This is a genomic window from Streptomyces sp. MS06, from assembly GCF_047200655.1.
In the GTDB taxonomy this organism is placed as follows: domain Bacteria; phylum Actinomycetota; class Actinomycetes; order Streptomycetales; family Streptomycetaceae; genus Streptomyces.
The window spans coordinates 19,850-32,713 of the sequence record NZ_JBJZOJ010000010.1 but is presented as its reverse complement, the minus strand read 5'-3'; the positions used below and the strand labels follow the sequence as shown (position 1 = coordinate 32,713).

Below are 12,864 nucleotides of genomic sequence, written 5' to 3'. Positions count from 1 at the left end.
AACTCCACCGTGTCGCTCCAGAAGCTCGGTAACCCAACGGCTTTGATGTGCACGGCACTTTACGCCCCGCCCCGGACCCGCTCAACGCGATCGTTTCGGGTGCGGAGACGATCGTTTTCCGGGCGAACGGGCCCGCCGGGCGGGCGCGGTGCGCCTGCCCGGCGGGCCGGTCGTCCCCCGGGGGGTGGTTCAGGTCAGTTCGGCGAGCAGGTCGCCGCCCTCCACCTGCTGGATGCGGTTGATGGCGAGCCGGGTGACAGTGCCGGCCCTGGTCGCCGTGATGGCGGCCTCCATCTTCATCGCCTCGATGGTGGCCACCGTCGCACCGGCCTCCACCTGGTCGCCCTCGGCGACCGCGAGGGTGACCACTCCGGCGAACGGGGCGGCGACATGGCCGGGGTTGGCGCGGTCGGCCTTCTCGGTGGCGGGGACGTCGGTGGCGGCGGCGCGGTCGCGGACCTGGATGGGCCGCAACTGGCCGTTGAGGGTGGACATCACGGTGCGCATGCCGCGTTCGTCGGCCTCGCCGATCGCCTGCAGTTCGATCAGCAGGCGGACACCGGGTTCGAGGTCGACGGCGTACTCCTTGGCGGGCCGCAGTCCGTAGAAGAAGTCCTTGCTGTCCAGGATGCTGGTGTCGCCGTACGACTGGCGGTGGCCCTCGAACTCGCGGGTGGGCGCGGGGAACAGCAGGCGGTTCAGGGTCGGCCGGCGGTCCTTCGCCAGTCCCTCGCGGTCGTCGGCGGTCAGCTCCGCGGCCGGCTTCGCGGCCGCGCGGCCGTCGAGCGCCCGGCTGCGGAACGGCTCGGGCCAGCCGCCGGGCGGGGTGCCGAGTTCGCCGTGCAGGAAGCCGACGACGGAGTCGGGGATGTCGTAGCGGCCGGGTTCCGCCTCGAAGTCGTCCGGGGACACGTCGGCGCCGACCAGGTGCAGGGCCAGGTCTCCGACCACCTTGGAGGAGGGTGTGACCTTGACCAGACGGCCGAGGATGCGGTCCGCGGCGGCGTACATCGCCTCGATGTCCTCGAAGCGGTCGCCGAGGCCCAGCGCGATCGCCTGGGTGCGCAGGTTGGACAGCTGCCCGCCGGGGATCTCGTGGTGGTAGACGCGGCCGGTGGGTGAGGCGAGTCCGGCCTCGAAGGGGGCGTAGACCTTGCGGACGCTTTCCCAGTACGGTTCCAGGTCGCCGACGGCCTGGAGGTCGAGGCCGGTGGGGCGGTCGGAGTGGTCGGTCGCGGCGACGATCGCCGACAGGGACGGCTGCGAGGTGGTGCCCGCCATGGAGGCGACCGCGCCGTCCACGGCGTCCGCTCCGGCCTGGACGGCGGCCAGGTAGGTGGCGAGCTGCCCGCCGGCGGTGTCGTGGGTGTGCAGGTGGACGGGGAGGTCGAACTCGCGGCGCAGCGCCGAGACGAGGGTGGCCGCCGCGGGGGCGCGCAGCAGCCCGGCCATGTCCTTGACCGCCAGGACGTGCGCGCCGGCCTCGACGATCCGCTCGGCAAGGCGCAGGTAGTAGTCGAGGGTGTAGAGGCGCTCGTTCGGGTCGGACAGGTCTGCCGTGTAGCAGAGCGCGACCTCGGCGACGGAGGTCCCGGTGTCCCGGACCGCCTCGATGGCCGGACGCATCTGGTCGACGTCGTTGAGGGCGTCGAAGATGCGGAAGATGTCGATACCGGTGGCGGCCGCCTCCTGCACGAAGGCGTCGGTGACCTCGGTCGGGTACGGGGTGTAGCCCACCGTGTTGCGGCCGCGCAGCAGCATCTGCAGGCAGATGTTGGGGACCGCCTCGCGCAGTGCGGCCAGCCGCTCCCACGGGTCCTCCGCGAGGAAGCGCAGCGCGACGTCGTAGGTGGCGCCGCCCCAGCACTCCAGGGACAGCAGCTGCGGCAGGGTGCGGGCGACGACCGGGGCGACGGCGAGCATGTCCTTGGTGCGCACCCGGGTGGCGAGCAGGGACTGGTGGGCGTCGCGGAAGGTGGTGTCGGTGACGCCCAGGGTCGGTGCCTCGCGCAGTCGGCGGGCGAAGCCGTCCGGGCCGAGTTCGGCGAGCTGCTGGCGTGAGCCGGGGGGCGGGTCGCCGACGGGCAGCGGGGGCAGCTTGGTCAGCGGGTCGATCAGGTCGGGCCGCTCGCCGTGCGGCTTGTTCACGGTGACGTCGGCGAGGTAGGTGAGCAGCTTGGTGCCGCGGTCGGCGGAGTGCCGGGCCGTGAGCAGGCGCGGGCGCTGCTCGATGAACGCCGTGGTGACCCGGCCGGCCTGGAAGTCGGGGTCGTCCAGGACGGCCTGGAGGAAGGGGATGTTGGTGGCGACGCCGCGGATGCGGAACTCGGCGACGGCGCGCCGCGCCCGGTTGACGGCGGTGGTGAAGTCGCGTCCCCGGCAGGTGAGTTTCACCAGCATCGAGTCGAAGTGGGCGCTGATCTCGGTGCCGGCGTGGGTGGTGCCGCCGTCGAGGCGGATGCCGGAGCCGCCGGGCGAGCGGTAGGCGCTGATGCGTCCGGTGTCCGGGCGGAACCCGTTGGTGGGGTCCTCGGTGGTGATGCGGCACTGGAGTGCGGCGCCGCGCAGGCGGACGGTGTCCTGGGCCAGGCCGAGGTCGGCGAGCGTCTCGCCGGCGGCGATGCGCAGTTGCGACTGCACCAGGTCGACGTCGGTGACCTCCTCGGTCACCGTGTGCTCGACCTGGATGCGCGGGTTCATCTCGATGAAGACGTGGTTGCCGTCGCGGTCGAGCAGGAACTCCACGGTGCCGGCGTTGCGGTAGCCGATCCGGCGGGCGAAGCGGACGGCGTCGGCGCAGATCCGCTCGCGAAGCTCCGGGTCGAGGTTCGGGGCGGGGGCGAGTTCGATGACCTTCTGGTGCCGGCGCTGCACGGAGCAGTCCCGCTCGAACAGGTGGATGACGTCGCCGTGACCGTCGGCGAGGATCTGGACCTCGATGTGGCGGGGTTCGACGACGGCCTTCTCCAGGAAGACGGTCGGATCGCCGAAGGCGGAGGCCGCCTCCCGGGACGCCGCTTCGATGGACTCGCGGAGCTGGGCCGGGTCCTCGACCCGGCGCATGCCGCGCCCTCCGCCGCCGGCGACCGCCTTGACGAAGACGGGGAAACCGATGCCGTGGGCGGCGTCGACGAGTTCGTCGACGTCCGTGGAGGGCGGCGAGGACCCGAGCACCGGGACGCCGGCCTCCCGGGCGGCGGCCACGGCCCGTGCCTTGTTGCCGGTCAGTTCCAGGATGTCGGCGTCGGGTCCGACGAACGTGATGCCCGCGTCCTCGCAGGCTCGGGCCAGCTCCGGGTTCTCCGACAGGAAGCCGTAGCCCGGGTAGACGGCGTCGGCGCCGGCTTTGCGTGCCGCACGGATGATCTCCTCGACGGAGAGGTAGGCCCGCACGGGGTGGCCGGGCCTGCCGATCTCGTAGGCCTCGTCGGCCTTGAGCCGGTGCAGGGAGTTGCGGTCCTCGTGCGGGAAGACGGCGACGGTTCGCGCGCCCAGCTCGTAGCCGGCTCGGAACGCGCGAATCGCGATCTCACCGCGGTTGGCGACCAGCACCTTGCGGAACATGTACGACCCCTTCAGCCTGCCGGTGACGCACACCATGGTGGGGGCGCTGCCGCGGTCACGCCATGTGAGCCGGGCCACTCCGCCCCTTCGCCGGGCCGGTTTCCGGCGCTGCGCCGGCGGGAGCGGCGGCGCGGGGCGGCGCGGCGGCGCCGCGCGCGGCGGCGCGGGCCGGGCCGTCGGGAAGGGTGAAGGCGAAGACGGCGGTCGCGGCCGCGAGCGCGGCGAGCACGAGGTAGGCCAGCCGGTAGGCGGCGACGGGTGGGGCGGACGCCGCGGCGGCCGGGGTGCCCAGCACCAGGACGGTGGTGACCGCCGCGGGGGCGAGGGCGCCGCCGGTCTGGCGTACGACGGTGTTGAGCGTGGAGGCCTGGGCCAGGTCGCGCCGGTCGAGGGTGGCCAGCGAGGCCACCGTCGTCGGCATGAAGACGCCGCCCATGGAGAGGCCGAGCAGGAACATGTACCCCCGGAAGGTCCACAGCCCGGTGTGCGCGTCGCAGGTGGCGAGCAGCAGCAGGACCGCGCTGACTCCGGCCAGGCCGCAGCCGACGATGACGCGCGGGCCGATCCTGGCGTACAGGGTGCCGGCGAGCTGGACGGTCAGCAGGACGCCGAAGGCTTCGGGGAAGGTGCTGGTACCGGATTCCAGCGCGGTGCGTCCCTGGGCCTGCTGGAGGAAGAGCGGGCCCAGGTACATGGCGCCGAGGATGGGCACCAGGCCCACCAGGTTGATCAGGTTGGTGTCGCGGAACAGCCGGTCGGCGAAGAGGCGCAGCCTGAGGAGGGGTTCGGCGGTGCGCAGTTCGAAGGTGACGGCGGCGGCCAGCAGCAGTGCCCCGAGGAGGAGGGCGGTGACGACGCCGGCTGAGGACCAGCCGCGGTTGGGGCCCTCGCAGACGCCGGCCATCAGTGCGCCCAGGGCCGCCGCGCTCAGCAGCAGGCCGGGCAGATCGAAGCGGCCGGGCCGGGCGCTCTGCCGGGGTGTCAGGAAGAGGGTGCCGAACAGCAGGGCGGGCAGTCCCACCGGCAGGTTGACGTAGAACACCCAGCGCCAGGAGAGGTGGTCCACCAGCAGTCCGCCGAGAACGGGCGCCGCGGCCGGCGCCATCTGCTGCGGGACGATCATGTAGCGGGAGATCCGCACCTGGTCGGCGGTGGTGAAAGTGCTGAACAGCAGGGCGGCCGAGGCGGGGAAGAGCACTCCGGCGGACAGCCCCTGGAGGGCGCGGAAGGCGAGGAGTTCGCCGAGGCCGGCGGCCGCACCGCACAGCAGGGAGAAGCCGAGGAAGCCGGTGAGGGCGAGGAGCAGGACGCGTTTGGCGCCGAAGCGCTCGACCAGCCAGGCCGAGGCGGGGATGGCCATGGCCAGGCAGACCGGGTAGACGACGACCACGCCGTCGAGGGCGGCGGTGGTCAGGTCGAACTGACGGGCGATGGCGGGCAGGGCGACCGTGGTGATCGCTCCGTCGACGATCGCGATGAAGGTGACGGACACGCACATGACCGGTACGACGAGGCGTTGGCCGGGACGGGACGAGGGGACGGACGGGAGGCGGGGTAGCCGGAGCAGCAGCACATACTGAGCATACTCACTATGTGCGGTCTCCTAGTATGGGGTTTTCACGAACGGAACGGGGACCCGTCCATGGCAGTGCAGGGCAGCAGCGACGTCCTGGTCGACGAGCTGTACGAGACGACGCACCGGCTGCGCCAGTTCGTGGAGGCCCGGCTGCGGGCACAGGGCGCCTCGGTGGCCCGGCTGCGGGCGCTGCGGGTGCTCGCCCGGTCCGAGCACCCGCTCCGGATGCGGGATCTGAGCGAGCTGACGGGGGTGGCGGCGCGCACCACCACCAGCATCGTCGACGCACTGGAGCGCGACGGTCTGGTCGAACGGGTGCGCCACCCGCGGGACCGGCGGGCCTACCTGCTGCGCCTGACCGAGGCGGGACAGCGCTGCCACACGGAGGCCGAGGAGGTCGACCGCCGGGCACTGGAGCAGGCCACCGCCGGACTCGGCGGCGAGGACCGCGAACAGCTGAGGAGCCTGCTCGCCCGGATCCGGGAGGCGACGGAGCGACCCGGGCGGCAGTGAACGGCTCCTCCGGCACCGCCGGGTGCCGCAAGCCGCCCGGAGCGGCGGCGACCGGGCGGCGCCCTCGGGCGCCGGAGGAGAGGTGAACTGACTCCCGGTGCGGGGCGGCGCTCAGCCGGCCGTCAGCCGATCCGGGCCACCCCGGCGTACATCCCGCTGTCCTCGGCGGGCGGAGCCGGCGGCGTCCTGAACCACTCGGTGGTCGTCACCAGCCCCGGCTCGACGAGGTCCAGGCCGGCGAAGAAGCGGGCGACCTCCTCACGGGTGCGGAAGCGCAGGCTCATCCCGGCCTTGTTGTACTCGCCCATGACCTTCTCCGCCACCTCCGGGACCAGGTCCAGAGCGGCGTGCGACAGCACCAGGTAGCTGCCCGCGGGCAGGGCGGCGACCAGTTCGCGGACGATGTCCTCGGGGTGCTCGCTGTCGGGGATGAAGTGCATCAGCGCGATCAGCGACAGGGCGACGGGGCGTTCGAAGTCGAGCACCTCGCGCGCATGGCGGAGGATCTCCCGCGGACGGCGCACGTCGGCCTCGACGTAGTCGGTGACGCCCTCGGGAGTGCTGATCAGCAGCGCCTCGGCGTGACGGAGCACGATCGGGTCGTTGTCGGTGTAGACGACCTTCGCGGACGGCAGGACGCCCTGCACGATCTGGTGCAGATTCGGCTCGGTGGGGATGCCCGTGCCGATGTCGAGGAACTGGTCGACGCCCTGCCCGGCCAGCCAGGCGGCCGCCCGGTGCATGAACGCCCGGTTCTGGGTGGCCGCCTCGCGCCCGCCCGGAGGCAGCTTCCTGGCCACTTCCTCGTCGACCGGGTAGTTGTCCTTGCCGCCGAGCATCCAGTCGTAGATGCGCGCCGGGTGCGCCTTGCTGGTGTCGATCTGTCGGGGGCCGGGGTTGCCGGTCGTCATGGTGGGCTCCGTCGCGCAGGTCTTCAGAACAGCCGATTGATCGGGAATGCTCCCGGACGATGCAGTCTCGCACACCAAGTGAACGCCTCCGGAAAGAAGTTGGCTGTCGATGTCGGAGTCTGTCGGGCTCCCGGAGAGGAGCCCGCCGGGAGGCCGGAGGGAGCCGCGCCGACGCCGGCCGGCGGAGCGGCACGGGGGTCGGCGCCGGAGCGGCTCGCGGGCCCGTCGGCCGGGGTCCGCGTGCCCCGGCCGGCCGGGGCACGCGGACCTGCCGGGCGTCCCCTGCGGCATGGCGGCCGGATCAGCCGATGCGGTAGCCGTCGCCGTACACCTTCCACTCCAGCGGCGGGTCCAGGTCGAGGTTGCCCCGGCGCAGGAAGACCCGCTGGGCGGTGTCCACCCTGCTGGTGTCGCCGTGCGCCTTCTCCTGCTTCATCGCCCACACCCGGGCGTCCAGGAACGTGTCCAGGTACGCGACCTCGTCCCCGCCGGAGGCGGGCGGCACGGCCGTGCGCAGCGCCCGGCGGCGGATCGCGCGGAAGCCGGTCCGCTCCCCTCCTTCGCCGTGTATGACGAGGGCGTCGAAGTAGGCGAACTGGCCGAGCGCGCCCAGCCCGTCCGCACGGCCCTGCCGGACGGCCGGATCGAAGTACAGGCGGTCGCGCTCCTCGTCCTGCGCGCGCCGGAACAGCGGTTCCCGGGCAGTGCGGCGCCAGTCCTCGGGAAAGGACGGGTCGAGGCCCTGGTGCGAGCCGGTGCCGACCACCCGGTGCAGTGCGGGCAGGTACCGGGCCAGGGCGTTGCCGGGCCTGCGGACGGTGTAGCGCTCCACCAGGTCGAGCATGTCGCCGGTGCCGGAGCAGAAGCCGACGATGCCCGCCGTGTAGCCGCGGCCGTCTCCGATGTCCTCGATGTAGGGGTACTGCGCCCGCCAGTCGAGTGTGGAGTTCTCCGCACTCGACACCAGCCGCATCGCGATCTCCTTCTTGCCCGGTTCGTCGAGCCCGTTGACCGGCGCGGCCGGGGCGGACACCGCGCGGAGCAGAGGGGTGCAGGCGAGAGCCGCCACCAGGGTCAGGACGGCGCGGCGGGAAGTGCGGGCGGGCGGCGCCGCCCCGCGGCTGTCGTGCATCACATGACTCCAGGGGTGAGGCGGAGAGCTGGTCCGCGCCCGCATCGGTAGGAGGTTTGGTACCAATTGCTGCCCCGAGTCGCCACGCACCGCGCCGCCGCCCACCCGGCGCACAGGGGGGCGCACCGAAGCGCGCCCCACCTCCCGGCGGTTCCGGCGAACCGGGTGCCGTCCGCGGGCGACGGGGCGACGGGGCGACGGGGCGACGGGGCGACGGGGCGACGGGGCGACGGGGCGACGGGGCGACGGGGCGACGGGGCCGATCTTGACCGTTCGGTGTGCGGACGTCGAGGATCTCCGTGTCCCGAACAGCCGTGTGCCGTCCCGCGGACGCCGCGGGACGCGCAGTCAGGAGTGCGCCCCATGCCCTCTCCCCCATCGGCACCGGAGCCCCGGGCACGCCCCCGCGCGGCGGCGGCCATGTCCCGCGACGCCGCCGCGGCCGTCCTCGACGCCGAGTCGCTGGCGGCGCTCGGCGAGATCTGCGAACTCACCGGCCCGCCGGTCCTGGACGACCTCGGTACGGCTCGGGCACGTGCGGTGCTCGCCGAGGTCGAGGTGCTGATCACCGGCTGGGGCTGCCCGCCCCTGGACCGGGAGGTCCTGGCCGCCGCGCCGCGGCTGCGTGCCGTCGTGCACACGGCGGGCAGCGTACGCGGCCACGTCACCGAGGCCTGCTGGGAGCGCCGCATCGAGGTGTCGTCGGCCGCCGCGGCCAACGCCCTGCCGGTCGCCGAGTACACGCTCGCGATGATCCTGCTCAGCGGCAAGCAGGTGCTGGAGCGTGCCCGCGCCTACCGGTCCGCGCGCTCCCGTCCCGACGCACTGCACACCGACCGGTCCGTCGGCAACCACCGGCGCACCGTGGGCATCCTGTCGGCGTCGCTCGTCGGCCGCCGGGTGATCGAGCTGCTGCACGCGCACGACTTCGAGATCCTGCTCCACGACCCGTACGTCGACACCGCCGAAGCCTCGCGGCTGGGCGCGGAGCCGGTGGGGCTGGCGGAGCTGTTCGCCCGCTGCGACACCGTCAGCGTGCACACTCCCCTGCTGCCGGCGACCCGCGGCCTGGTCGGCCGGGGGCTGATCGACTCCCTGCGCCCCGGCGCCGTACTGATCAACACCGCCCGCGGCCCGGTCGTCGACCAGGACGCGCTCACCGAAGCGGTGCTGGCCGGCCGGATCCGTGCCGTGCTGGACGTCACCGACCCCGAGGCGCTGCCGCCCGGCCATCCGCTGTGGCGGTGCGAGAACGCGCTGCTGACCCCGCACCTGGCCGGCAGCGAGGGCAACGAGTGGCGCCGGCTGGCCGATCTCGCCGTCGCCGAGACCGCCCGCTGGGCGTCCGGGGCCGGATTCCTCCATCCCGTCCGACGCGAGAGGCTGGCCTTCGTCGCATGAGCATGCCCTTCGTCCTCCCGCCCGAGGACCGCGACCTCAGCCCGTCGACCGGATTCACCCGCCCGCACTGGGAGGCCGTGGCCGACGGGCTCCTCACCGCCGCATGGCACTGGTGCACGCCCGGCGGCGCGCTGCTCGACCTGCCGGGGCGGCCGTCGGCGTCGGGGGTGCGCTCGGACGGGCTGGAGGGTTTTGCGCGCACGTTCCTCGCCGCCGCGTTCCGGGTCGCGGGCGCCGGCGGCGCGGATCCGCACGGCTGGCTGGAGCGGTACGCGCGCGGACTGGCGGCGGGCACCCGGACACCCGGCCGGGAGGACACCGAGTCGTGGCCGCCGGTGCTCGGCCACGACACGCACGGTCAGCCGATGGTGGAGTCGGCGTCGGTCGCCCTCGGGCTGCGGCTGACCGCACCCTGGCTGTGGCGGCACCTCGACGATGCGGTGCAGGACCGGACGGAGGCGTGGCTGCGCGGAGCGCTGCGGCACACCCCGGCGCCGAACAACTGGTACCTCTTCCCGCACACCGTGGCCGGGTTCCTGGAATCGGTGGGACGCGGCGACGCGGAGACGGCGGCTGCCCGGGAACGCGCCGAGGCGCTGCTGGAGACCTGGTACCGGGGCGAGGGCTGGTACGCCGACGGCGACGGGCGCGCCTTCGACCACTACAACGGCTGGGCCCTGCACCTCTATCCGGTACTCGACGCCCACCTGGCCGGCGACACCGACCGGGCCTCCCGCTACGGGGGCCGGCTGCGCGCGCATCTGGCGGGCTTCGCGGCGGCGTTCGGCGCGGACGGGGCACCGATGCACTTCGGCAGGTCGCTGACCTACCGGTTCGCCGCCTCGGCGGCCGTGTCCCTGGGCGCCGTGACCGGCCACACCCCGCTGTCCCCCGGAGCCTCCCGCAGGCTGGCCAGTGGCTGCGTGCGGTACTTCCTGGAGCGCGGCGCGGTCACCGGCGACGGCCTGCTCTCGCCGGGCTGGCACGGACCGCACGCCGCCACACTGCAGCCCTACTCGGGCCCGGCGTCGCCCTACTGGGCGTCGAAGGCGTTCGTGGCGCTGCTGGCGCCGGACGGCCATCCGCTGTGGGCGGACCGCGAGCAGGCGGCGCCGGTCGAGGAGGCCGACCGGGTGCTGGCCCTGCCGGCGCCGGGTCTGCTGCTGCAGGCGACCCGCGCCGACGGGATCGTACGGCTGCACAACCACGGCAGCGACGGCGTCCGCCCGCACGAGGGGGAGGCGGCCGCCGAGGACGATCCGCACTACGGCCGCCAGGCGTACTCCACCCGCACCGGGCCGACCGCCCGGGGCAACGTGGCGGACAACCAGCTGGCGGTCGTGGTCGACGGCCGTTCCGGCGTGCGCCGCCGGATCCGGCCGCTGGGCGCCGGGCAGGGAGAGGGCTGGGGCTGGGCGGCCTCCTGGCACCGGCCCGTCTTCGCGGACGGCCCCCCGATGGTGCCCGGGCTGCGGGTGGAGAGCGTGACGGTCGCGGTCGGACGGTACGAGCTGCGCGTGCACCGGGTGGTCGGGGCGCCGGCGGGAGCGAGGTTGACGCACACCGGCTGGGCGACGGGCCCGCGCGAGCCGGTGCTGTCCGCGCTGCACGGGCTGCACGGCTGGGACGCGCCCGCCGGTTCCGTCCGCGCGCCGCAGGGCACGGCGTACGCGCCGTGGGTGGAGGTCCCCCGGCTCACCGGGCGGGCGGGCGGCACCTCCGTGCACGGATGCCTTGCCGTGCTGAGCGCCGAGCCGGGGGACGGCCCGCTGCGGGAGGCCGTGGCCGAGGTACGAGCGGACGCGGACGCGTTGGAGGTGGTCTGGGCCGGCAGCGGGGCACGCACCCGGGTCTCGTTCGACCCGGTGGCGGTCGGTCATCGGCCGGAGTGCGCACCGGCCCCGCCCTGCGCCGCCCAGGACCTGTGAGCGCACCTGGCCGTGGCCGGCTCCGGACCGGCAGACACCGCACCGGCCGGCACCGCACCGACAGGCACCGGACCGGCAGGCACCGGATCGGGTACGCGCCGGCAGGCCGCGGCCCGCGAGGGCGGCGAAGGCGGGCGGCGAAGGCGGCGGTACGGGCGGCGGTACGGGCGGCGCGGGCTGACGCCGGCTTCGGGGCCGTGGACGAGGGGCGGCGGAGGGCGGCAGCGGGCCCACCGCCGCCCGGCGTTCACCGCCGCCGGACGCGGGGGTGGCCGTGCGCCCGCTCCGGCGGACCGTCCCGCGCCCGCCGCTCCCGCCGGTCACGGCGCCAGTCCGCCGCGGCCACCGCGAACGACGCCAGCATGGCGGTGAGTCCGGCGGCGACCGCGAACGAAGCCGCCGCCCGGTGGTCGTTCCCGGTCGCGCCCAGTACCAGGTAGAAGAGGCCCGGCAGCAGCGCGGTACCCATCGCGCTGCCCAGCCGCTGCCCGGTCTGCAGTGCCCCGCCCGCGGCTCCCGCCATCCGCACCGGGACCTCCCGGAGCGTCATCGTGACGTTCGGGGAGATCACACATCCGCTGCCCAGGCCGGCGACGAACAGCGCCACCGCCGCCGACCAGGCCAGCGCTCCGGCGGGCACCAGGGCCAGCACGAGGGCGGTCGCGCCCAGCCCGGCCATCGCGGCCGCGAGCCCGCACACCGTCAGCAGCCGTCCCAGCCGCTCGACGAAGCGGCCGGCCACCACGGCGGCGGCCGCCGAACCGATCGCGAACGGGGTCACCTCCAGACCGGAACGCAGGGGCGAGTAGCCGAGGCCGTTCTGGAAGAACAGGGCAAAGACCAGCCACACCCCGCTGAACCCCACGAAGTACAGGGTGGCGAGCACGGCACCGGGCAGATAGCCGCGGGTCGCGGTGGCCAGCCGGGGGTCCAGCAGCGGCTGGCCGCCGCGCGCCGCCAGGCGCCGCTCCCAGCGGACGAACCCGGTCAGCAGGACCGCTCCGGCGGGGAACAGCCACCACAGCCGGCTCGGCCCGCCGGACTCGGCGAACACCAGCGGCAGCATGAGGCACAGGACGCCCGTGCCGAGCAGGGCGAGCCCCGGCGGGTCGAACCGCTGGCCGCGTCCGGGAGCCACCCGCGGCAGGTAGCGCATGCCGAGCAGCAGTGCGACGGCGCCGATGGGGACGTTCACGTAGAAGATCCACCGCCAGCCGCCCGCACCTTGCGCCAGGGTGAGGATCAGGCCGCCGGTGACGGGTCCCACCGCGCTGGACACCCCCACCGTGGCGCCGAACAGCCCGAACGCCCGGCCGCGTTCGGCCCCGCGGAACATCTGCTGGATCAGTGCGGAGTTCTGCGGGGCCAGAAAGCCGGACGCGACGCCCTGCGCCAGGCGGGCGACGACGAGCAGGGTGACGGTGGGCGCGGCGCCCGCCGCGGCGCTGCACAGCACGAACCCGGCGAGGGCCGACAGGAAGATGCGGCGCCGGCCGACCGCGTCGCCGAGGCGGCCGGCCGGCACCAGTACGAGGGCGAACGCCAGCGCGTAGCCGGAGACCACCCACTGCACGGAGGAGGCGGAGGCGTGCAGGTCGTGTTGGAGCGAGGGCAGGGCCACGGCCACGATCGTGACGTCGAGCAGGCTCATGAAGCCGGTGACCAGGGTGACCCACAGTGCTCGCCACCGGTTCCGCCCGGAGAGCTCCGCCGCATCGGACTCCACGAGCGCTCCTCTCCGCCGCAGCAGCAGTCGCGGAGCGTGCCCGCGGCGAGCCGCGGGCAGGTTCCGCACCCTTCCCCTGCGTCACCCGCGGGCGGCGGGTCAAACCGCACCGG

8 protein-coding genes are annotated in these 12,864 nt (G+C 74.4%); 3 read left to right on the top strand and 5 right to left on the bottom strand.

All coding sequences use genetic code 11. The features are described 5' to 3' along the window. Positions 1-189 precede the first annotated feature (189 nt). Both ACL02U_RS07090 and ACL02U_RS07085 read right to left on the bottom strand, forming a co-directional pair. Entirely contained in the window at positions 190-3,564 is a 3,375-nt protein-coding gene (locus ACL02U_RS07090) for a pyruvate carboxylase (protein WP_412789888.1), read from the bottom strand. A 55-nt stretch (positions 3,565-3,619) separates the two neighbouring features. Continuing rightward, a complete protein-coding gene (locus ACL02U_RS07085; RefSeq protein ID WP_412789887.1) occupies positions 3,620-5,062 on the bottom strand; it encodes a DHA2 family efflux MFS transporter permease subunit in 1,443 nt (480 codons plus the stop codon). A gap of 144 nt (positions 5,063-5,206) precedes the next feature. Here ACL02U_RS07085 and ACL02U_RS07080 point away from each other — a divergent pair, with 144 nt between their 5' ends. Then, positions 5,207-5,653 carry a MarR family winged helix-turn-helix transcriptional regulator gene (locus ACL02U_RS07080; protein ID WP_412789792.1) on the top strand — a complete coding sequence of 149 codons (447 nt, stop codon included), beginning with the start codon at positions 5,207-5,209 and terminating at the stop codon, positions 5,651-5,653. A 122-nt stretch (positions 5,654-5,775) separates the two neighbouring features. Here ACL02U_RS07080 and ACL02U_RS07075 read toward each other — a convergent pair whose 3' ends face one another. Both ACL02U_RS07075 and ACL02U_RS07070 read right to left on the bottom strand, forming a co-directional pair. Then, positions 5,776-6,564, bottom strand: a complete 789-nt coding sequence (locus ACL02U_RS07075) for an SAM-dependent methyltransferase (protein WP_412789791.1) — start codon at positions 6,562-6,564, stop codon at positions 5,776-5,778. 301 nt (positions 6,565-6,865) lie between these two features. Then, positions 6,866-7,696, bottom strand: coding sequence for a chitosanase (locus ACL02U_RS07070; protein WP_412789790.1), 831 nt, complete (start codon positions 7,694-7,696; stop codon positions 6,866-6,868). 363 nt (positions 7,697-8,059) lie between these two features. Between ACL02U_RS07070 and ACL02U_RS07065 the strand changes: the two genes are divergently transcribed. Further along, positions 8,060-9,097 carry a hydroxyacid dehydrogenase gene (locus ACL02U_RS07065; protein ID WP_412789789.1) on the top strand — a complete coding sequence of 346 codons (1,038 nt, stop codon included), beginning with the start codon at positions 8,060-8,062 and terminating at the stop codon, positions 9,095-9,097. Continuing rightward, on the top strand, positions 9,094-11,025 hold the full coding sequence (locus tag ACL02U_RS07060; protein WP_412789788.1) for a DUF2264 domain-containing protein: 1,932 nt from the start codon (positions 9,094-9,096) through the stop codon (positions 11,023-11,025). Before ACL02U_RS07065 ends, ACL02U_RS07060 begins: the two co-directional genes overlap by 4 nt. Before the next feature lie 247 nt (positions 11,026-11,272). Here ACL02U_RS07060 and ACL02U_RS07055 read toward each other — a convergent pair whose 3' ends face one another. Then, the gene (locus ACL02U_RS07055) at positions 11,273-12,751 is read right to left on the bottom strand and encodes an MFS transporter (RefSeq protein ID WP_412789787.1); all 1,479 of its coding nucleotides are present in this window, start codon (positions 12,749-12,751) and stop codon (positions 11,273-11,275) included. Between the last annotated feature and the right edge of the window lie 113 nt (positions 12,752-12,864).